This is a genomic window from Microvirga zambiensis WSM3693 (assembly GCF_016735695.1).
Classification (GTDB): Bacteria; Pseudomonadota; Alphaproteobacteria; order Rhizobiales; family Beijerinckiaceae; genus Microvirga; species Microvirga zambiensis.
The window spans coordinates 125,654-144,431 of the sequence record NZ_JAERQD010000007.1 but is presented as its reverse complement, the minus strand read 5'-3'; the positions used below and the strand labels follow the sequence as shown (position 1 = coordinate 144,431).

The window sequence follows — 18,778 nt, the reverse complement described above, 5'->3', positions numbered from 1 at the left end:
ATCGACCAAACCTGGATTCGAGGGCGTCTCATGCCGCGCTACTTCTTCAACGTCCATATCGGAGGCGACGTCGTCCGCGATCCTGACGGTCAGGACCTGCGAGACCCCGATCGCGCCTGGGAAACCGCCCGCGCCATGGCTCGAAGCCTCATGTCGACCCGCTTCGAGAAGCCCGTCGACTGGACGGCGTCCCATATCGAGGTGTCGGACGACGCCGGCGACATCGTCCTCGAGTTTCCGTTTGTCGAGGCAATGCTCGACGATGAGGGAGGCGAGCGGGCCTAAGATCGCCTGCGGGACATCGTCATCCCTGGATCGCCGCAAGCAACGACAGGATGGTCGCCGTGACGTTGATCCCCACAATGACGAGCAGCAGGGCAACTGACGTGGGAAAGGAGCGTACCTTCGGTTCGCGTTCGGAGAAGTAATCCATCTTCTTCATTGCACCCTCTCGGTGACCGCATTGGATAGGGCACAGGATGGTGCAATCGCGCCGCGAGCGCTGTGAAATGCGTCACAGGCGTCTCGTCGGTCGGTGGTGATCAAATGCCCAAGCTTGCACAGCTAAGCTGTCAGGAATTTGAAGGTTGGAACTGACGATGCCTCATGAACCCTCATGATCGCGGGTTCTTGACTGTCCGCCCGCCGAAGCCAATTCAACCTAGGCGCAGCCTCCTCTTCCGCCGCTCTAGCGCACCGTGCGGACCCAGAGGGCCGCGTCAGCGAAAAGTTGATCCGGTTTTCCGCGCTCAACGATGCGCTCTTCAAGGAGCTCTAGGATGTGGTGATCAGTATGAACAGGTTGGTCCTGATCTTCGTCGCCTCAACCGTGATCGCTACAGGAGCGCTGGGGCAGCCGAGACCTCAAACACCGACGATGAGTTGCGGACAGGCGAGGCATCTGGTTGCCACCCGAGGATCCATCGTTCTGGGGACTGGGCGCTACACCTACGACCGATATGTCAGCGGCCAAGAATTCTGCCTGGTCGGTGAATGGGTTTGGCCAGCCTGGGTGCCGTCTGCCGACACTCCACAATGCCCTGTCGGATATACGTGCAAAACCGATCCGCCTTGGTTCTTCTTCGATGATGATTGAGGCCCAGGGCATTCGGGATGGCATATTGAGAGGAATGGATAATCCTCAAGCCGCCAGCAGCGAGAAGACCGTGGCTGCGACATTGATGGATCCGACGACCAGAAAGAGGGCGAACGGCAGAGAAATGGGCGGCGCCTCACGTCCGTGGTCTTTCTGAAAGTGATGGTCCGGTGCCCTCATGACATCCTCCTTGCGTCCGAGAGGGCTGCAAGATGGCGTAGGCTGGCACGGGATTCTGTGAATTGCGTCACAGCACCAGCCATAATCCGCGGCGCCTATAGGGCCCCCCAAGATATGAGGGTATCGCTCAGGTCAACTCACCCGCCGCGGCTGACGCCGACGCAGCGAGAGCCGACCTGGCATCGAGGAACATCCTTGGTGGGAGCCCATCCGGGCGCCGGCACTTCACCCATCCCGCATTGGGTGCTGTTTGCCACAAATCGTTCGTAGGCTGTGGCACTTGTGCTGAGAACGACAGAGCCCTGACTGGCGACAAGGCCTCGCGCCTGATTGCAAGACATCGTCGTGGTCACTGGGCGGCTTTGCGCCAATGCGGCAGAACTGATGCCGATGAAGCCGATGGCAGCGCACACCCGTTTGACGTGTTTCATAAACATCTCCACGGATCATACAGGGTCCATGGTGACACGATCTGACGATGTCTTCTGTGACATGCGTCACAGTCGGCTTTTAATCGGCCGGGTTCCGGGCTCACGATGTCGTTTTGGGGATGGGAATGGCCGTTAGTCGTGGTGCGGACGGCGGGGATCGAACCCGCACGGGCATAGCCCGAGGGATTTTAAGTCCCTTGCGTCTACCAGTTTCGCCACGTCCGCGTCAGTTTGAAGGGTTATCGGGCCCCGAGGCAGAGTGCAAGTCAAAGAGTCCGGACCGGCTCCGCGGTCATTCGGGCGTGCGGAAGCCGTAGAGCCAGTCGTATCGCTTCGTCATGCCCTCGGGCCCGAGATGGCGCATGACCCGATCGCGCCCGAAGCCGATCAGTGCGCCGGCATGGTAGATGCGCCCGTTCCTGCGCGCCTCGTCCTGGACCCTGCGCGCCCGGTCGAGGCGCTGTTTCTCGTAAGCTACGAGGGTTTGCGGGACGTCGGACCGGTTTTCCGTCAACAGGAAGGCGAGGGTGGCGGCGTCCTCGATGGCGAGCGCGGCCCCCTGGGCGAGAAACGGCAGGACGGGGTGGGCGGCGTCGCCGAGCAGGGCGATGCGTCCCTTGGCGAAACGCTGGGTGGGATGGTCGAACAGCGACCAGCGCAGCCATTCCTGCGGCTGAGCGAGCAACTGGCGCAGGGCGGGGGCGGCCGATCCATAGCGGGCCAGCAGCTCGTCGCGATGGCCAGGCGCGGCCCAGCCCTCGACAGGTGTCGGGCTTCTCTCGATGGCAACGACGTTGACCAGTCTTCCGCCGGCTATGGGATAGTGCACCACGTGCCCGTGCGGGCCGAGCCACAGGCCTGTCTCGTCGCCCGCCAATTCGGCGGGGGCCGCATTCCGATCGAAGGTCGCGCGCCAGGCGATGTAACCACGATAGGTGGGAGGCGGCGCGTCGCCGAGAGCCTGCCTGACCTGGGACCAGACGCCGTCGGCGCCGACGACCAGGTCCGCCTTGATCGTCTCGCGCGCACCGCCGGCCGATACCCAGGTGAGGCTGGCCTCCGCCGGCCCGTCTTCGACCGTTTCCACCGTTCGGCCCATGACGAGGCGGATCGACGGCTCGGAGCGCACGGCATCGAGGAGGATCGTCTGAAGGTCCGCCCGGTGCACGACCCAATAGGGCGCCTCGAAGCGCTGGCGCATGAAGGGACCGAGCGCGACCTGCCCGATGGCCTTGCCGGAGCGGATCGATCGCACGACGACGCGCTGGGGCTCCGTCGCGACGCGCCGCAGGGCGGGCGCGAGCCCGAGCCACGTCAGGATGCGGCTGGCATTGGGAGAGAGCTGCAGACCGGCTCCGACTTCGCTGAAGCCGGTGCGGCGCTCGACGAGGATGATCTCGTGGCCCCCTCGTGCGAGGGCCAGGGCTGTCGTCAGGCCGCCGATGCCGGCGCCGACGATGGCAATCGACAGGCGGGACACTTAAAGCATCGGACCCAAAAGTGGACTTGCACTTTTGGGATCAATCCGATGCTTTCTCCTTGAATGAGAGCATCGGTCGAGACAGAAAACCGGATCCACTTTTCCGTCCGATGCTCTAGCGCGCGTCGGCCGCCGCGGCGTAGTCGGGCTCCCAGACGCACTCGGCCGGGCGGGCCTCATAGGCCTTCAGGGACGGGTCGTACTTGAACAGGGTCGAGCAATAGGAGCAGACGGTCTCGGTGTCGGAACCCATGTCGATGAAGATGTGAGGGTGATCGAAGGGGGGCGTCGCGCCGATGCACATGAACTCCTTCGCGCCCACGTGAATGACGGGGACGCCAGGATCGTTGTGAAAATGCGGAGTGCCTTTGTCAGCCATGATCAATGCTCTGAAGCGATGAAATTTGCGCGCACCATAATGGCCGAAGGGGCATGCGCCTAGAGCATTTTTCGGCGAAGTGGATCCGGTCCGCCGTCAAAAAATGCGGCAAACCAAAGCAGAGAGGTGATTCCACGCGAGTGGAAACAGTTCTCGAGCAAAAATATGCGCCCGTCACAGCCGGGCGTGACCGGCCTTCGAGGCGTCGAAAGACTGCTGGGCGAGGCGCACGGAATCGAAATTCTCTTCCGCCCAATGGGTGAGGGCTGCCACGGTCTGGGTCAGCGTGCGGCCCAAAGGAGTCAGCGAATATTCCACCGTCACCGGAACGGTCGGAAAGACCTCGCGGGCGACCAGCCCGTCCCGTTCGAGGTTCCGGAGGGTCTGGGTCAGCACCTTCTGCGACACGCCTTCGATGTCCCGGCGCAGCCGGTTGAAGCGCACCGGCTCATCGGTCAGGCGGTTGAGGACGAGCAGGGCCCATTTGTCCGCGAGCCGGTCGAGGACCAGCCGGGTCGGGCAGTTCTTCGCGTAAACGTCGTAGCTGGACATCCCTGCCGATGCTCCTCGTTCCGGTGCCCCATCGGGTCCACGGTTACCTTCAGGTGACCATCGCACTTAAAGGTGCGTTCTTTACAGCAGCATATCGATATGGGTTCAATAATCAATATAGATGCTTGGTATCTATTGGAAACTATATCTGGAGATTGCAATGGCTGGAAAGATCCTGGTTCTGGGCGCGACGGGGAATGTGGGCAAGCCGCTGGTGGGCGAGCTGCTGGCGAAAGGTGAGCAGGTCAAGGCGGCGTCCCGCTCGGGCAAGGCGGCCGGCCGTGCCGAGGGAGTGAGGTTCGACTTTACGGACGAGACGACCTTCGCGCCGGCGCTCGATGGCGTCGACCGCGCCTATGTCCTGGCACCGACCGGCACGCTCGACGTTCTCGGCACCGTGCTTCCCTTCGTCAGGCTCGCTGCCGAGCGCAAGGTGAAGATCGTCTTCCAGTCCGTGTCGGGCGCCGATGCCAATGACGATATCCCTTACCGCCAGATCGAGATCTTCATCGAGCGGTCCGGCACGCCTTACGTGATCCTGCGGCCGAACTGGTTCACGGACAATTTCGAGATCTTCTGGCTTCAGGGAATCAAGCATGGCGTGATCTCGGTTCCGGCAGGCGAGGGCAAGTCCGCCTTCATCGATGTGCGCGACATTGCGGCCTCCGCCGCCGCCGCCCTCACGACGGACAAGTTCGACGGGCAGGCCTTCAATCTCACGGGGCCGGAGGCGCTGAGCTATGGAGACGCGGCAGAAATCCTCTCGCAGGCATCGGGACGCGCCATCGCCTACAAGCCCGCGACAGACGGCGAATTCGTCTCGACGCTCGTGAGCGCCGGCGTTCCGAAGGCCTATGCTGAGTTTCTCGCCGCGATCTTCCATCCCGTCCGCGAAGGATGGACGGCGTCCGTCTCCAATGCGGTGCAGACTCTGACCGGCAAGGCGCCGCGTTCCGTCGAGACCTATGCGCGCGACTACGCAGGTGTCTTCGCCGCCTAGCGCATAGTGCGACGCTTGTCGGACATGCATCCGACGGCGTTGCAATCGGCAGGGCGGGTGCGTAGGTTTGCGCCCGTCCTCCGATTTCGATCACATCCGGGTCCATGCGCTATTTCAATTCCGAGGGCGTGAACATCGCCTATATCGATGTCCCGCCGCACGAGGGTGAGGGCGATCCCATCCTCCTGATCCACGGCTTCGCCTCGACCCACGCGGTCAACTGGGTGAACACGCTCTGGGTGAAGACCCTCACGCGGGCGGGATACCGGGTCGTTGCCTTCGACAATCGCGGCCATGGCCAGAGCGAGAAGCTCTACGATCCGGTGGCCTACGATTCCTACAAGATGGCGGAGGACGGGCGCCGGCTTCTCGATCATCTCGGAATCGAGAAGGCCGATGTGATGGGCTATTCCATGGGTGCGCGCATCACCGCCCATATGGCGATCGCCTCGCCTGAGCGCATGCGCTCCATGCTTCTCGGCGGCCTCGGAATCCATCTCGTCGAAGGCGTCGGGCTGCCGCTCGGCATCGCCGATGCGATGGAAGCGCGCTCCCTCGATGATCTCACCGATCCCATGCAGCGCATGTTTCGCGCCTTCGCCGAACAGAATGGAAGCGATCTCAAGGCGCTCGCCGCCTGCATCCGCGGTTCGCGGCAGGTGCTGACGAAGCAGGAGGTCGCCTCCATCACGCTGCCGACCCTGGTCTCCGTCGGCACCAACGACGACGTCTCGGGCTCAGGCCCGGAACTCGCGAAGCTGATCCCGAACGCGAAGGCGCTCGACATTCCCGGCCGCGACCACAATCTCGCCGTGGGCGACAAGGTTCACAAGCAGGGGGTTCTCGACTTCCTCGCCAGCCGCCCCTGAAGCTTGGCTGCTTGACTTAACGTCACCCCTCCCAATCTGTCTGGGAGGAGATGTAAATGACCAGGCTCGACAGTGCCATCCGACGCTTGTCCGCTCAGCGCGCCCTGCTCGATTGGGGTTCGCGGGAGGCCAGTCCCGAAGGGCTGGTTCTGGAGATCGGCCTCGGTAACGGGCGCACCTACGATCATCTGAGGGATCGGCTGCCGGGCCGCGAGATCTACGCCTTCGAGCGCTCTCCGGCCGCCCATCCCGACTGCTATCCGCCGGAAGGCTATCTGATCGTCGGCGATCTCTTCGATACCCTGGAGCCCTTCATCGAGCGGCACGGAACCGGATCGGCTGCCCTGATCCATATCGATATCGGCTCGGGCGACGAGGAGGCGAACCGCAATCTCGCCCGGCGCCTGTCACCCTTTCTCGAAACCCTGCTCCAGCCGGGCGGACTCCTCCTGGGAGACCGCGCCTTCGACATGCCGTCGTGCCGGGACGTCTCGGCCGAAACGGATGTGCCGGAGGGGCGCTATTTCGTCTATCGGAAGGCGGCCTGAGCTATCGGCCGGTGAAGACCGGCTGGCGCTTCTCCAGGAAGGCCTTGCGCCCCTCGACCGCATCGGCGCTGTCGAAGCACCGGTCGGCGAGGGCGACCGGATCGACGGCTGGATGGGCATTGCCTACGGATTCGTCGATGGCCGCCTTGGCGGCCTTTATCGTGAGCGGCGCATTGGCCGCGATCGACCGGGCCAATTCGAGAACGGACGCTTCCAGGATCTCGTCGGCCACCACCCGCTGCACGACCCCGAGGCGTGCGGCCTCATGGGCATCGATCCGCCTTGCGGTGAAGAACAGGTCCTTGGCGGCCGGGGCGCCGACGGCCGCGGTCACGAGCTTCATGGCGCCAGGCGGATATCCGATTCCGAGCCGGGCGGCCGGGATGCCGAAGATCGCGTTCTGCGATGCCACGCGCAGGTCGCAGGAGAGGGCGAGGCCGAAGCCGCCGCCGAGGCAGAAACGGCGGATCATCGCGATGACGGGCTTGGAGCAATGAGCGACCGCCCAGAACGCCGCCTCGTTTATGGCTTCATAGAGCCGTCCGCCTTCCGCATCGGCGCGCACGGTTGCGAATTCGCCGATATCGGCGCCGGAGGCGAAGGATTCCGAGCCTGCGCCCCTCAGGATCACCACGCGCACCGCCGGGTCCCGGTCGAGGGCGGCCACGATCTCGGGGATCGCCTTCCACATCTCAAGATGGACGGCGTTGTGCTTGGCGGGGTTATCGACGGCGATCGTCGCAAGACCGTCGGATACCGAAACGACAAGCTTGGACGTCGAGGGCGAAAAGGAGTAAGTCATGGCGCGCCGGATCTGTGTTAGCGTTTAGAGAGTTCTTATCTATGTGAGAGCGCGTCACGCGGAAAAATTTCTACGCGCTGCGGATGGCGTGAAAAAGTTGAACCGATTTTGCGCATCACAATGCGCCATTACACCAAGCATCGATGGAGCCCGCAATTGGCCGTCTTTTCGGATTTGACCTCCAGTGAGGCGGGCAGGGAGACTATTATGACACAGACGCGCCTGAAGCCGGGGGTCTTGAACCCCGTCGCCGGGAAGGTCGATCCGATCTGGGATCGCCTGCGCGCGGAGGCCGAGGCCATCGTCCAGGCAGAGCCGGCCATCGCGGGCTTCGTGCTCAGTGCGATCCTGCATCAGCCGAGCCTCGAGGCTGCGGTCATCCACCGGGTCGCCTCGCGCCTCGGCCACGCGGCCGTCCCGGCCGACATCATCGAGCAGATCTTCCTCGAGGCGGTCGAGAACGACAGGACCATCGGCGCGGCGTTCCGGGCCGACATCAGCGCGGTCATCGACCGCGACCCCGCCGTGACCCGCGCCATCGAGCCGGTGCTCTACTTCAAGGGCTTCCACGCGATCCAGACCCATCGTCTCGCGCATTGGCTCTGGACGAGGGGGCGTCAGGATGTCGCCCTCTATCTGCAGAGCCGCTCCTCCGACACGTTCCAGACCGACATCCACCCGGCAGCCCGGATCGGACGCGGCATCTTCCTCGATCACGCCACCGGCCTCGTCGTCGGCGCCACCGCCGTCGTCGAGGACAATGTGTCCATGCTCCAGGACGTGACGCTCGGCGGCACCGGCAAGGAGCGCGGCGACCGGCATCCGAAGATCCGCCACGGCGTCCTGATCGGCGCCGGCGCCAAGATCCTCGGCAACATCGAAGTCGGCCATTGCGCCAGAATCGCCGCCGGCTCCGTCGTTCTCAAGCCCGTGCCCCATAATGCCACGGTGGCCGGCGTTCCCGCCAAGGTCATCGGCACGGCCGGATGCGAGGAACCGGCCCGCTCCATGGATCACTGCTTCTCGGATACCGACGGAATCTAGGGGGCGAGTTCCCATCCGGGACCCAACGCCGCTTGCTCGCGTTTGCCGGGCGTGGCAAGTGCTGCTTCCGTGATTTCAAGAAAGGACCTGTAGTGGACAAACCCGAGATGGCTAAAGTCGAGCGCTACCTGCGCCAGACCTTTGCGAACCACTCGATCCGCGTGGTCGGTCGGCCCAAGAAGACCGACTCGGCCGAAGTTTACATCGGTGAGGAATTCGTCGGCGTGCTGTTCGTCGATGACGAGGACGGGGACCGCTCCTACAACTTCACCATGGCGATTCTCGATACGGATCTCGAGGATTAGGCCGCGTTCCGCAGCAGAGCTTATTTCCAAGGCTCTGCTGCCTTTTCATTCCGGGCTCGCGATGCCGATCTATAGCCTCGACGACATTTCCCCGATCCTGCCCGAACAGGACCGCTTCTGGATCGCTCCGGACGCGCATGTGATCGGCCGGGTCCGGCTCGGCCGGGACGTGGGGATCTGGTTCGGCGCCGTTCTGCGCGGCGACAACGAGCTGATCGATGTCGGCGAAGGCACCAATATCCAGGAGGGGGCTCTGCTCCACACGGATATGGGAGCGCCGTTGAGCATCGGGGCCGGCTGCACCATCGGCCACAAGGCCATCCTGCACGGCTGCACGATCGGCGAGAATTCCCTCGTCGGCATGGGCGCTACGATCCTGAACCACGCACGGATCGGTGCGAACTGCCTCGTAGGCGCCAACGCGCTCGTCACCGAGGGCAAGGTTTTTCCCGACAATTCGCTCATCGTCGGCGCGCCCGCCAAGGCGATCCGGGTGCTCGACGAACACGCCGCCGAACAGCTTCGCCTGTCCGCGATCAGCTACGTGGAAAACTGGAAGCTCTTTTCCAAAAAATTAAGGCGGATCGACTGATCCGCCCGACATATTCGACCCGATGAGAGATCCGGCCCGTGAGGGCCGGTTTCGTTTTGGAGCATTTTTCGGCGAAGTGGATCCGGTTAGCCGTCAAAAAATGCGGCGAACCAAAGAAGGGAGATGTTTCCACGCAAGTGGAAACGGCTCTAGCGGTTCGCGGTGGTGGTCGGCGACGACATGATGCCGCCCAGCGACACCCAGCCGATCGTGTCCTGGCTCTCGCGCTTGATGTAGACGTAGCCCGTGCGGTGCCACGGCAGGATCGACGACGTCTTGTTGTCGAGGACGAAGTCGCCGCGGTTGGTGCGAACCATCAGCACCGCATGACCTTCGCCCAGTTCGTCGATCACGACGGTCATGCGCATGGCGCGGCGGGGCAGGCCGGCCTCGGCGAGAAGGCGGCGCTTCAGGAGCTGGAAATCCTCGCAGTCGCCGCGGCCGTCATCGGGAAAGCCCCAGACGTCGACGACGCCCCAGTGATCCGCATCCGTCACGGCCTTGACGCTGGAGTTCACGCGCTGGTTCACGGACACGATGGTCTTCCAGACCTGCGGCGTCAGATCGATGGTCGTATCCTCGGTCACGTCGACGGCGCATTCGGACCGGAATGTCTCGCAGAACTGGGACCAGCCCTGCAGGGGCTTGGCCGTTCCGACCGCCGAAATGGGAGCGCTGGAAACGGGCAGGGAGGCCATGGTCTGAGCCTGCGCAGCTGCACCGACGAACATGAGGGACAACCCGAGGACGGCTGTTTTGACGAACCGGCCTGAAATGGCCAACTTCTCATTTACGCCACAGAAAAGGCTGTTCTTGAAAGAAACCTTCCGCATGCCCCACCAGCCGGTTAACGTTCTTTTAACCAAACTGACATGGTTGAATTATCCGCTCAAGCGGAAAGTAAAAGGTGAGTTAACGCGTCGCGCTGAATTGGGTTCCGTTATGGTTAACAAAAAATTCAACGCCTGGACCCGAGGAGGGAAGTCCTTTCCTCTAAAAGAAGCTTGGCCATTGCTAACCCGTTGGTTTTGCTCGACTGGAAGCCCGGTTAAGGGTTAAGTCGCCGCAACCCGTCGAATGTCGCCTGCATCGGAATTCCTAACCCGCTGCCCCAGAACAAAAGCGTTTCATGCCCCCACAGACGCCCCGCATCCGCGAGCCGATCCTCAACCTTCCGGCCACGATCACCCTTTGCCTGGCCGTCCTGATCGGCATTCACGCCGTCCGGATGCTTCTGTCCGACGAATCGGATTTCTCGCTGATCATCGACTGGTCGGTCATCCCCGTACGCTGGTCCGTGGCCTTCGGCGGAGTTCAGGCGAGCGAGGTGATGAGCGCGCTTCGCGAAGGGGTGCCCGATGACAGCGTGACGCCGCTCATGGGGCTGGCGCAGTATGTGCTTGCGAACGACGAAGGGCGCCCCTGGACGGCGCTGACTTATGCTTTCCTTCACGGCTCCTGGGCTCATGTGCTCATCAACAGCGTCTGGCTCGCGGCCTTCGGCACGCCTCTCGTCCGACGCTGCGGAGCCGGGCGGTTCTTCACCCTGTCCGCGGCCTCCGCCATCGGCGGGGCGGTTTTCTATGCCGTCATGAATCCCCTGCAGGTCCTGCCGATGATCGGTGCGTCGGGCGCCGTATCCGGAATGATGGCCGCCGCCTCGTGGTTCATGTTCGCCCCGGCGGCCTGGCATTGGGAGGGGCGCCTGACCCAGCCGCACGAGAAGCCGCGGGAGACCCTGTGGCACATGGTGCGCAACAGGCAGGTCCTGATCTTTCTCGGGATCTGGTTCGCCACGAACTACGTCTTCGCTTTCGTGGAACCCCTGGGGCTCGCGGATGCCAGCATCGCCTGGGAGGCGCATATCGGCGGCTTCCTGGTCGGCCTCGCCATTTTTCCGTTTCTGGATCCGCTTCCGGCCCGGCCGAAACGCATCTCGGCTTGAAACCGACGCCGTTTGCCCCAATCATCCTTAGACTGACGTAGGGTCCTTACCCTCGGTCATGGGTCCGGGACTCTTGGTTCAGCCTTGCGGATGCGGGGCCTGACGGTCCTCGCCGTTCGCACAACGGGAGGAATAAATGATCGTCAATCGAATCCTTTCGCTCAAAGGCCGTGACGTCGCCACCATCGACCCGGGTCAGACCTTGAGTGAGGCAGCCAGGGTTCTCGCAGAGCGCAGAATAGGTGCCCTTCTCATTGTGGATGGTCACCGTCCCGTCGCCGGCATCATTACTGAGCGCGATATCGTGCGGGCGATCGCTTTGCACGGTGCCAAGGCCCTGGAGGAACCCGTCTCCCGTTACATGACCGAGAAGGTGCTGACCTGCACGAGCGAAACCACCATCAATCATGTGATGGAGCTCATGACGCAGCAGAAATTCCGGCATGTTCCCGTCGTCGAGAGCGGTCGGCTCTCCGGCATCATCTCGATCGGCGACGTGGTGAAACTGCGCCTCGAGGAGGTCGAGGCGGAGACGCAGGCCATCAAGGAATATATCGCGACCGCCTAGCGCATCGTGCGAAAGGCGGACCCGGTTTTTAGTCGTGACTTAAGTGTGCCCTTGGTCATTCCGGGGCGCCGCAGGCGAGCCCGGAACCCATAACCGCCGACGGTTCAGAAGAGCGCGAAACGCTTGCCGCCTCTTTGTTGCATCCTCAGCGGTTATAGGTTCCGGGTTCGGCCTTTGGCCGCCCCGGAATGACAGGGGGCAAACTTAAGTCACGACCCGGTTTTACGCGTCCAACGATGGGCTCTTCAAAGAGTGGAGCATCGGTCCGATGCTTTGCTCATTCGAGCTGCGTCTCCTGCAGCAATTCGAGAATGTCCGGCAGGGCACGCTCCGTGGCCTGCCGGCCGAGCGCGATGCATTCCTGCGCCCTGTGGAACTCGAACAGCCCCATCTTGGCGAGCTTGGGCGCAACCATGATGTCGGGCGGATCGCCCGCGAGACGCGAGCGGGCGATGCGGTCCTGGGTGATGTTGAAGGCATCGACCATGACGGTCGCGAGGCCGGGGGCGTTCGGCTTGCGCGATTTCTCCGCTTTCGCGCCGGGGAAGAAGCCCCAGCGCCGAGGCGCTTCCTCGATGACCTCTTCGATCTCCTGCTGGTCGCTGGTCTCCGCGTCGTAGGACTGGATGACCGTTCCGCGCACGCGCACTTCACCGTTGAGGTTGACGCAGATCACGATGTCGGCCCCGAGCGCCCTGGCCGCCGTGATCGGAATCGGATTGACGAGGGCGCCGTCCATGAGCCAGCGCCCGCCGATCATCACCGGGTCGAAGACGCCGGGGAGGGCGTAGGAGGCCCGCATGGCCTGGACGAGCGGACCGCGCGTCAGCCAGATCTCGTGGCCGCTCACCAGCTCCGTGGCGATGGTGCAGAACTTGATCGGCAGGGTCTCGACCCGCCTGTCCGTCAGATCCTGATCGAGCAGGCGCTGGAGGCGTCCGCCGGCGATCAGGCCCGCTCCGCTGAAATGGAAATCGAGCAGCCCCATGACGCGGCGTTTGGTCAGGGAGAGGGAAAAGGCCTCCAATTCGTCGAGCTTGCCGGCCGCGTAGCAGCCGCCGACCACGGCTCCGATGGAGCTTCCGGCGATGACGTCGGGAACGATCCCGGCTTCCTCCAGAACCCTGATCACCCCGATATGGGACCAGCCGCGCGCTGCGCCGCCCCCCAGAGCCAGGCCGATCCGTGCCTTCGCCCGGGGACTGCGTTCAACCGGTGCCCTGGTCTCCGTCACGCCCCCGCCGCCCCCTGACCCGGCGCTGCGCCGGGCAATCCCGTCCCACAACATTGGTTACTCCAAGGCATCCTTGCTCATTCATGCCCATCTCTCGTGAAAGGTGCATGAACTGGTGCCCTCAAGATTCAAGTAGGACTGGTTCAGGAAAACTGAACAGTGGAGCGCTGCAATGCCCTCTGCGACAAAATGATGATGATGAAGGAGAAGGCGATCAGCACGCCGAGCATCGCCCTCAGGCCGAAGAGCGCGCTCCCGAACCCGATCAGCGGCGGGCCGAGCAGCAGGCCGCCATAGCCGAGCGTCGCCACCATGGCGACGCCCATGCTGGGCGGGATTTCCTTCATCTGCCCGGCGGTGCTGAACAGAACCGGCACCACATTGGCGAGGCCGATGCCGACGAGGGCGAAGCCGAGAGAGGCGATCAGGGGGTGCGGAATCAGCATGGCCAGGGCCAGGCCGAAGGCCGCGAGGAGCCCGCCGAACTGGAGCGTCCGGGCGCGGCCAAGATGGCGTACGACGAAATCTCCCATGAAACGGCACACGGTCATGGCGAGCGAGAAGGCGGCAAAGCCGGTAACCGCAGTCTCAAGGCTCGCTCCCGCGACGGTCTGGAGATAGATCGCCGACCAGTCCACCATGGCGCCCTCGACCATGAAGCAGAACATGGCGAGCACCGCCAGCAGAATGACGGCGCCGCGCGGCCAGGCGAAGCCGTGGCCTTCGCCCATCTTCTCCCGCTCACCCAAGGTCCAGAAGGCCGCGACCACGAACAGAAGGCCCATGGCGAGGCAGGAGATCACCAGGGTCGGCACGATCCCGACATCGAGGGCGATCAGCAGGCCCGAAGTGCCCGCGCCGGCGAGGCCGCCGAGGCTGTAGAAGGCATGGAAAGACGACATGATGGCAGCCCCCCAGCTCCGCTCGACCACGGTGGCATTGGTGTTCATGGCAACATCCATGGTGCCGTTGCAGGCGCCGGCAATGAGGGAGGCGGCGACGAACAGGCTCAGGTTCGGGGCCAGGCCCGGAAGCAGCAGGGCACCTGCGAAGGCGAAAGCGGAAGCAAGCGTCATGGTCCGGCTGCCGACCACGGCGACTGCCCAGCCGATGACCGGCATGAGGGCGACCGCGCCGAGAGAGAATGCCAGGAGCCCGAGGCTGAGCTGGCCGTCCGAGAGCCCGAGAGAGACCTTGAAGCGGGGAAGCTGAGCGGCCCAGGTGCCGATGCCGAAGCCGTTGCCGAAGAAGACGGCGCTTGCCGCCACCCGCGCCAGGAAAAGATCGCGTCGTGTCATACGGCCTTCCTAGCGCGGAAAGCCGGGGATGTGCACCCGTTTAGGAGACGATGGCAGCCCTGCATCTCAGAAGCTGGCTCATAAATCTCAACTTCATCCTGAGAGGCTGGCTCATAAAAAGCTTTGCGCCCCCTAGCCCTCATCCTGAGGAGGTGCGCAGCACCGTCTCGAAGGACGAGGGCGTCTCCAGCGCATGCTGGATGCTCCTTCGAGACGCCACTTCGTGGCTCCTCAGGATGAGGGAAGAGATTTATGAGCCAGCCTCTCAGGATGAGGGCTCGGGGGTGGAATCCCTCTATGATTCAGATTTTCAGGAGGGCTGCCGGAGGATCAGTCCGCAATGAGGCGGATTTCGCCGTTCGCGCTCTCCACCTTGCGGTAGAAGCACGAGCGCCGCCCCGTATGGCAGCAGCCGCCGTCGCCGGCGACCTGCACTTTCAGGAGAAGGGCGTCCTGGTCGCAATCGGTCCGGATCTCCCTCACCGTCTGGATCTGGCCGCTCGTCGCGCCCTTGTGCCAGAGTTCGCTGCGGGAGCGCGACCAGTACCAGGCTTCGCCCGTCTCGATCGTACGGGCGAGGGCCTCGGCATTCATATGGGCGACCATGAGGATCTCGCCGCTCGCCGCATCCGTGGTGACGCAGGTGATCAGCCCGTCGGGGCCGAACCGGGGCGTGAGCACGCTTCCCTCCTCAAGCTCGGTCTTCGAGCCCGGAGCGGGAAAGGAGTTGGAGGCAGGGAGGCTCATGGAAGGCCTCAGCCCCTGTTCCGCACCAGGGTGAGGAAGCGCACCTGCTCGGCCGGATCGTCCTTGAACACGCCGGTGAACTGAGTGGTCAGGGTGAGGGCGCCTGCCTTCTGGATGCCGCGCATGGACATGCACATGTGCTCGGCCTCGATCATCACGGCCACGCCGCGGGGATCGAGCGCATCGACCATCGCATTCGCGATCTGGGAGGTCATGGTCTCCTGAGTCTGGAGCCGGCGGGCATAGGCATCGACGAGGCGCGCAAGCTTCGAGAGCCCGACCACGCCTTTGGTGGGGTAATAGGCCACATGCGCCACGCCGTAGAACGGCACCAGGTGGTGTTCGCAATGCGAGTAGAAGGGGATATCGCGCACCAGCACGATGTTGTCGTAGCCTTCCACTTCGCTGAAGATCTTGTCGAGGATGTCCGACGGATCTTCGTCATAGCCGGAATAAAATTCCTTGAACGCCTTGGCCACGCGCTTGGGCGTGTCGTGCAGGCCCTCGCGGGTCGGATCATCTCCGGCCCAGCGGATCAGGGTGCGAACGGCGGCTTCGGCTTCTTCTCGGGACGGTGCCGCGGACATATCGACGGCTGCCGTCAGACGCGTAGGCAGGGACTTAACCACATCACTCACGTGGAGCCTCTTTCTCAACTTGTAAACCGAGGAAGCTTTGCCGCCCGGCAGTTTCTATTTTCTTTCCGAGCAACGCCGACGAAGGCCGTCGCGAAGCGCGGACACAGTGCTTATATAGGTATGTGAGCACATTCCCAAACGTTATGTCATAGACCGTTATGCTAAACGACATTTACAGCAGACGCATACTCGAACTCGCGGCCGAAATCCCATGTCTTGGACGGCTGGCCGCGCCCGATGCGTCCGCCACGGCCCGCTCCAAGCTCTGCGGCTCGACCGTGACGGTCGATGTGAAGCTTGACGGCAATATCGTGACGGCGTTCGCCCATGACGTCAGGGCCTGCGCTCTCGGTCAGGCCTCTTCATCCATCATGGCACGGAATATAATCGGCGCGACCATAGAGGAGCTTCGTGAGGTTCGCGATGCGGCAAGTCGTCTGCTGAAAGCCGACGGAGATCCGCCCCAGGGCAAATGGGAGGACCTTAAGGTGTTGGAGCCCCTTAAAGATTATAAGGCGCGCCATGCCTCCATCCTCCTCACCTTCGACGCCGTCGTGGACGCGCTCGATCAGGTCGAGGCCCGGCGAGCCGCGCGTGGGATAAATGCCTAGTCCCGTCCAGCAGGCCGCCCATTGGGCAATCAGAGGATACCAGTTGAGCCTGTCTGGTCTTATCGGCCGCCAGTGCCGGCATCTGCCCTCCTGCTCGGAATATACGGACGAGGCGATCCAGCGGCACGGGTTCTGGCCGGGGGGCTGGATGGGCGTCGCCCGCATCTGCCGCTGCGGCCCCTTCGGCACCCACGGCATCGACCTGGTGCCGGAAGCGTTGCCCGGGAGCGCCGCCTGGTATAAGCCCTGGGCCTATGGTCGCTGGCGGGGCGTGAACGCGCCTCAAAATGCCTCCGCGATCACCTGCGATTCAGTCGAACCTGACGGCGACTGAACTCGCCCTCCGATCCAACAGACCGTCGGCCCCCGCTTACCTGCTCCGTTGGCAGGAGTGAGCCAGGAGAAATATTCGATGATTACCCTGACATTCCCCGATGGCGCCCAGCGCCAGTACGATTCCGGCATCACCGGCCGGGAGATCGTGGACGGCATCGCCAAGTCGCTTGCCAAGCGCACGGTCGCCATGGCGCTCGACGGCACCGTGACGGACCTCGCCGATCCGATCGCCCAGGATGCCAAGATCGAGTTCCTCAACCGCGAGGACCCGCGCGCGCTGGAGTTGATCCGGCACGACGCCGCACACGTTCTGGCAGAGGCGGTGCAGGAGCTCTTTCCGGGAACGCAGGTGACCATCGGTCCGGTGATCGAGAACGGCTTCTATTACGACTTCGCCCGCAACGAGCCCTTCACCCCGGAGGACTTCCCGGCCATCGAGGCGAAGATGCGCGAGATCATCGCGCGCGACAAACCCTTCACGAAGGACGTGTGGAGCCGCGACAAGGCCAGGCAGGTCTTCAAGGACAAGGGCGAGACCTACAAGGTCGAGCTGGTCGATGCGATTCCCGAAGGCCAGGATCTCAAGATCTATTCCCAGGGCGACTGGTTCGATCTCTGCCGCGGTCCGCACATGACCTCCACGGGCAAGATCGGCAATGCCTTCAAGCTCATGAAGGTGGCGGGCGCCTATTGGCGCGGCGATTCCAACAACGCGATGCTCACCCGCATCTATGCGACCGCATGGGCGTCCCAGGAAGACCTCGACAACTACCTCAAGCAGCTCGAGGAGGCCGAGAAGCGCGACCACCGTCGCCTGGGCCGCGAGATGGACCTGTTCCATTTCCAGGAGGAGGGGCCGGGCGTCGTCTTCTGGCATTCCAAGGGCTGGACGATCTTCCAGGAGCTGATCGCCTATATGCGCCGCCGTCTGAAGGCGGACTACAAGGAGGTCAACGCGCCTCAGGTGCTCGACGCATCGCTGTGGGAGACCTCGGGCCACTGGGGCTGGTATCGCGAGAACATGTTCGCGGTGCAGTCGGCGGGCGACGAGGCGGAGGACAAGCGCGTCTTCGCACTCAAGCCGATGAACTGCCCCGGCCACGTGCAGATCTTCAAGCACGGGCTGAAGTCCTATCGCGATCTGCCGCTGCGCCTCGCGGAGTTCGGCGCCGTGCATCGCTACGAGCCGTCGGGCGCGATGCATGGACTGATGCGCGTGCGCGGCTTCACGCAGGACGACGCGCATATCTTCTGCACGGAAGATCAGATGGCCGAGGAGTGCCTGAAGATCAACGACCTGATTCTGTCGACCTATGCCGATTTCGGCTTCGACGAGATCATCGTGAAGCTCTCGACAAGGCCCGACAAGCGCGTCGGCACGGACGAGATGTGGGATCATGCGGAAGACGTGATGACCCGCGTCCTGAAGCAGATCGAGGAACAGTCAGGCGGACGCATCAAGACCTCGATCAATCCGGGCGAGGGCGCGTTCTACGGACCGAAATTCGAGTACGTGCTGCGCGACGCCATCGGCCGCGACTGGCAATGCGGCACCACGCAGGTGGACTTCAACCTGCCTGAGCGGTTCGGCGCATTCTATGTCGATGCGGACGGGCAGAAGAAGACGCCGGTCATGGTGCACCGTGCGATCTGCGGTTCCATGGAGCGCTTCACCGGCATCCTGATCGAGCATTTCGCCGGCCACTTCCCGCTCTGGCTCGCGCCGACCCAGGTCGTCGTGGCCACCATCACCTCGGAGGGTGACGAATACGCCATGGAGGTGGTGCGCGCGGCAGAGGCCGCCGGTCTTCGCGTGGAGGCCGATCTGCGCAACGAGAAGATCAACTACAAGGTCCGCGAGCATTCGCTCGTGAAGGTGCCGGTGCTTCTCGTCGTCGGCCGCAAGGAGGCTGCGGAACGGACGGTGTCCATTCGCCGTCTGGGAAGCCCGAACCAGCAGACCATGACGCTCGAGGAAGCGCTGAAGGCTCTCGCGGCCGAAGCCGTCACGCCAGACCGCCGCCGCGCTGCGAAGGCCGTGTCGGAGCCGGAAGGCCACGTGACCCTCGACGGGCATCACGTGGTCGAGCGGACGATTGCGTAGTTTTCATCTAATCAAATAA

Annotated in this window: 23 protein-coding genes and 1 tRNA gene; 12 read left to right on the top strand and 12 right to left on the bottom strand. The window is 63.4% G+C overall.

Annotation, left to right across the window (positions count from 1 at the left end; genetic code table 11):
* Nucleotides 1–30: 30 nt before the first annotated feature.
* Nucleotides 31–285, top strand: coding sequence for a DUF6894 family protein (locus tag JKL46_RS08160; RefSeq protein WP_201831675.1), 255 nt, complete (start codon nt 31–33; stop codon nt 283–285).
* A gap of 19 nt (nt 286–304) precedes the next feature.
* On the opposite strand, the gene JKL46_RS08155 is transcribed toward JKL46_RS08160, so the two are convergent.
* The 6 genes from JKL46_RS08155 to JKL46_RS08135 form a co-directional block, all read right to left on the bottom strand.
* Nucleotides 305–442 (bottom strand): hypothetical protein, encoded by a 138-nt coding sequence (locus JKL46_RS08155; protein WP_201831669.1) that lies wholly within the window; start codon nt 440–442, stop codon nt 305–307.
* Between the two features lie 699 nt (nt 443–1,141).
* Entirely contained in the window at nt 1,142–1,276 is a 135-nt protein-coding gene (locus tag JKL46_RS36255; protein ID WP_281399851.1) for a hypothetical protein, read from the bottom strand.
* 570 nt (nt 1,277–1,846) lie between these two features.
* Nucleotides 1,847–1,932, bottom strand: a tRNA-Leu gene (locus JKL46_RS08150).
* A gap of 67 nt (nt 1,933–1,999) precedes the next feature.
* Nucleotides 2,000–3,187, bottom strand: coding sequence for an FAD-dependent monooxygenase (locus JKL46_RS08145; RefSeq protein ID WP_201831667.1), 1,188 nt, complete (start codon nt 3,185–3,187; stop codon nt 2,000–2,002).
* 115 nt (nt 3,188–3,302) lie between these two features.
* Nucleotides 3,303–3,566, bottom strand: coding sequence for a zinc-finger domain-containing protein (locus tag JKL46_RS08140; RefSeq protein ID WP_201831665.1), 264 nt, complete (start codon nt 3,564–3,566; stop codon nt 3,303–3,305).
* A 174-nt stretch (nt 3,567–3,740) separates the two neighbouring features.
* Entirely contained in the window at nt 3,741–4,118 is a 378-nt protein-coding gene (locus JKL46_RS08135; protein ID WP_201831663.1) for a winged helix-turn-helix transcriptional regulator, read from the bottom strand.
* Between the two features lie 160 nt (nt 4,119–4,278).
* Here JKL46_RS08135 and JKL46_RS08130 point away from each other — a divergent pair, with 160 nt between their 5' ends.
* The 3 genes from JKL46_RS08130 to JKL46_RS08120 all read left to right on the top strand — a co-directional run bounded on the left by JKL46_RS08130 (nt 4,279) and on the right by JKL46_RS08120 (nt 6,535).
* On the top strand, nt 4,279–5,118 hold the full coding sequence (locus tag JKL46_RS08130) for an SDR family oxidoreductase (protein WP_201831661.1): 840 nt from the start codon (nt 4,279–4,281) through the stop codon (nt 5,116–5,118).
* Nucleotides 5,119–5,222: 104 nt separating this feature from the next.
* Nucleotides 5,223–5,987, top strand: coding sequence for an alpha/beta fold hydrolase (locus tag JKL46_RS08125; RefSeq protein ID WP_201831660.1), 765 nt, complete (start codon nt 5,223–5,225; stop codon nt 5,985–5,987).
* 56 nt (nt 5,988–6,043) lie between these two features.
* The gene (locus JKL46_RS08120; RefSeq protein ID WP_201831659.1) at nt 6,044–6,535 is read left to right on the top strand and encodes a class I SAM-dependent methyltransferase; all 492 of its coding nucleotides are present in this window, start codon (nt 6,044–6,046) and stop codon (nt 6,533–6,535) included.
* Nucleotide 6,536: 1 nt separating this feature from the next.
* Here the strand turns inward: JKL46_RS08120 and JKL46_RS08115 are convergent, their stop codons facing one another.
* Nucleotides 6,537–7,337: an enoyl-CoA hydratase gene (locus JKL46_RS08115; RefSeq protein ID WP_201831658.1), complete on the bottom strand. Its 801-nt coding sequence runs from the start codon at nt 7,335–7,337 to the stop codon at nt 6,537–6,539.
* Between the two features lie 207 nt (nt 7,338–7,544).
* On the opposite strand from JKL46_RS08115, the gene cysE reads away from it, so the two are divergent.
* From cysE to JKL46_RS08100, 3 genes are all read left to right on the top strand, one after another.
* Nucleotides 7,545–8,381 carry a serine O-acetyltransferase gene (gene cysE, locus JKL46_RS08110; protein ID WP_201831657.1) on the top strand — a complete coding sequence of 279 codons (837 nt, stop codon included), beginning with the start codon at nt 7,545–7,547 and terminating at the stop codon, nt 8,379–8,381.
* 107 nt (nt 8,382–8,488) lie between these two features.
* Nucleotides 8,489–8,686: a DUF3126 family protein gene (locus tag JKL46_RS08105; protein ID WP_210381300.1), complete on the top strand. Its 198-nt coding sequence runs from the start codon at nt 8,489–8,491 to the stop codon at nt 8,684–8,686.
* Nucleotides 8,687–8,747: 61 nt separating this feature from the next.
* On the top strand, nt 8,748–9,278 hold the full coding sequence (locus JKL46_RS08100; RefSeq protein ID WP_201831655.1) for a gamma carbonic anhydrase family protein: 531 nt from the start codon (nt 8,748–8,750) through the stop codon (nt 9,276–9,278).
* Between the two features lie 149 nt (nt 9,279–9,427).
* Here JKL46_RS08100 and JKL46_RS08095 read toward each other — a convergent pair whose 3' ends face one another.
* Nucleotides 9,428–10,009 (bottom strand): transglutaminase-like cysteine peptidase, encoded by a 582-nt coding sequence (locus tag JKL46_RS08095; protein ID WP_246529204.1) that lies wholly within the window; start codon nt 10,007–10,009, stop codon nt 9,428–9,430.
* 398 nt (nt 10,010–10,407) lie between these two features.
* On the opposite strand from JKL46_RS08095, the gene JKL46_RS08090 reads away from it, so the two are divergent.
* Both JKL46_RS08090 and JKL46_RS08085 read left to right on the top strand, forming a co-directional pair.
* Nucleotides 10,408–11,223, top strand: a complete 816-nt coding sequence (locus JKL46_RS08090; RefSeq protein WP_201831651.1) for a rhomboid family intramembrane serine protease — start codon at nt 10,408–10,410, stop codon at nt 11,221–11,223.
* A gap of 136 nt (nt 11,224–11,359) precedes the next feature.
* A complete protein-coding gene (locus JKL46_RS08085) occupies nt 11,360–11,791 on the top strand; it encodes a CBS domain-containing protein (RefSeq protein WP_201831649.1) in 432 nt (143 codons plus the stop codon).
* A 277-nt stretch (nt 11,792–12,068) separates the two neighbouring features.
* Here JKL46_RS08085 and JKL46_RS08080 read toward each other — a convergent pair whose 3' ends face one another.
* The 4 genes from JKL46_RS08080 to folE all read right to left on the bottom strand — a co-directional run bounded on the left by JKL46_RS08080 (nt 12,069) and on the right by folE (nt 15,708).
* A complete protein-coding gene (locus JKL46_RS08080; RefSeq protein WP_201831647.1) occupies nt 12,069–13,079 on the bottom strand; it encodes a patatin-like phospholipase family protein in 1,011 nt (336 codons plus the stop codon).
* A gap of 89 nt (nt 13,080–13,168) precedes the next feature.
* Entirely contained in the window at nt 13,169–14,323 is a 1,155-nt protein-coding gene (locus tag JKL46_RS08075) for an MFS transporter (RefSeq protein ID WP_201831639.1), read from the bottom strand.
* 330 nt (nt 14,324–14,653) lie between these two features.
* The gene (gene hisI, locus JKL46_RS08070; protein ID WP_201831637.1) at nt 14,654–15,070 is read right to left on the bottom strand and encodes a phosphoribosyl-AMP cyclohydrolase; all 417 of its coding nucleotides are present in this window, start codon (nt 15,068–15,070) and stop codon (nt 14,654–14,656) included.
* 8 nt (nt 15,071–15,078) lie between these two features.
* On the bottom strand, nt 15,079–15,708 hold the full coding sequence (gene folE, locus JKL46_RS08065) for a GTP cyclohydrolase I FolE (protein WP_425493243.1): 630 nt from the start codon (nt 15,706–15,708) through the stop codon (nt 15,079–15,081).
* A 158-nt stretch (nt 15,709–15,866) separates the two neighbouring features.
* Here folE and JKL46_RS08060 point away from each other — a divergent pair, with 158 nt between their 5' ends.
* The 3 genes from JKL46_RS08060 (at nt 15,867) to thrS (ending at nt 18,759) form a co-directional block, all read left to right on the top strand.
* Nucleotides 15,867–16,319 (top strand): iron-sulfur cluster assembly scaffold protein, encoded by a 453-nt coding sequence (locus tag JKL46_RS08060; protein ID WP_201831631.1) that lies wholly within the window; start codon nt 15,867–15,869, stop codon nt 16,317–16,319.
* Nucleotides 16,312–16,653, top strand: a complete 342-nt coding sequence (gene yidD, locus JKL46_RS08055) for a membrane protein insertion efficiency factor YidD (protein WP_201831630.1) — start codon at nt 16,312–16,314, stop codon at nt 16,651–16,653. The genes JKL46_RS08060 and yidD overlap by 8 nt, the downstream gene beginning before the upstream one ends.
* Nucleotides 16,654–16,731: 78 nt before the next feature.
* Nucleotides 16,732–18,759: a threonine--tRNA ligase gene (gene thrS / locus JKL46_RS08050; protein ID WP_201831629.1), complete on the top strand. Its 2,028-nt coding sequence runs from the start codon at nt 16,732–16,734 to the stop codon at nt 18,757–18,759.
* Nucleotides 18,760–18,778 lie beyond the last annotated feature (19 nt).

Coding starts and splice junctions, on each gene's coding strand:
- JKL46_RS08160 (WP_201831675.1), top strand. CDS start 31: ATGCCGCGCTACTTCTTCAACGTCCATATCGGAGGCGACGTCGTCCGC.
- JKL46_RS08155 (WP_201831669.1), bottom strand. CDS start 442: ATGAAGAAGATGGATTACTTCTCCGAACGCGAACCGAAGGTACGCTCC.
- JKL46_RS36255 (WP_281399851.1), bottom strand. CDS start 1,276: ATGAGGGCACCGGACCATCACTTTCAGAAAGACCACGGACGTGAGGCG.
- JKL46_RS08140 (WP_201831665.1), bottom strand. CDS start 3,566: ATGGCTGACAAAGGCACTCCGCATTTTCACAACGATCCTGGCGTCCCC.
- JKL46_RS08135 (WP_201831663.1), bottom strand. CDS start 4,118: ATGTCCAGCTACGACGTTTACGCGAAGAACTGCCCGACCCGGCTGGTC.
- JKL46_RS08130 (WP_201831661.1), top strand. CDS start 4,279: ATGGCTGGAAAGATCCTGGTTCTGGGCGCGACGGGGAATGTGGGCAAG.
- JKL46_RS08125 (WP_201831660.1), top strand. CDS start 5,223: ATGCGCTATTTCAATTCCGAGGGCGTGAACATCGCCTATATCGATGTC.
- JKL46_RS08120 (WP_201831659.1), top strand. CDS start 6,044: ATGACCAGGCTCGACAGTGCCATCCGACGCTTGTCCGCTCAGCGCGCC.
- JKL46_RS08115 (WP_201831658.1), bottom strand. CDS start 7,337: ATGACTTACTCCTTTTCGCCCTCGACGTCCAAGCTTGTCGTTTCGGTA.
- cysE (WP_201831657.1), top strand. CDS start 7,545: ATGACACAGACGCGCCTGAAGCCGGGGGTCTTGAACCCCGTCGCCGGG.
- JKL46_RS08105 (WP_210381300.1), top strand. CDS start 8,489: ATGGCTAAAGTCGAGCGCTACCTGCGCCAGACCTTTGCGAACCACTCG.
- JKL46_RS08100 (WP_201831655.1), top strand. CDS start 8,748: ATGCCGATCTATAGCCTCGACGACATTTCCCCGATCCTGCCCGAACAG.
- JKL46_RS08095 (WP_246529204.1), bottom strand. CDS start 10,009: ATGTTCGTCGGTGCAGCTGCGCAGGCTCAGACCATGGCCTCCCTGCCC.
- JKL46_RS08090 (WP_201831651.1), top strand. CDS start 10,408: ATGCCCCCACAGACGCCCCGCATCCGCGAGCCGATCCTCAACCTTCCG.
- JKL46_RS08085 (WP_201831649.1), top strand. CDS start 11,360: ATGATCGTCAATCGAATCCTTTCGCTCAAAGGCCGTGACGTCGCCACC.
- JKL46_RS08080 (WP_201831647.1), bottom strand. CDS start 13,079: ATGTTGTGGGACGGGATTGCCCGGCGCAGCGCCGGGTCAGGGGGCGGC.
- JKL46_RS08075 (WP_201831639.1), bottom strand. CDS start 14,323: ATGACACGACGCGATCTTTTCCTGGCGCGGGTGGCGGCAAGCGCCGTC.
- hisI (WP_201831637.1), bottom strand. CDS start 15,070: ATGAGCCTCCCTGCCTCCAACTCCTTTCCCGCTCCGGGCTCGAAGACC.
- JKL46_RS08060 (WP_201831631.1), top strand. CDS start 15,867: ATGCTAAACGACATTTACAGCAGACGCATACTCGAACTCGCGGCCGAA.
- yidD (WP_201831630.1), top strand. CDS start 16,312: ATGCCTAGTCCCGTCCAGCAGGCCGCCCATTGGGCAATCAGAGGATAC.
- thrS (WP_201831629.1), top strand. CDS start 16,732: ATGATTACCCTGACATTCCCCGATGGCGCCCAGCGCCAGTACGATTCC.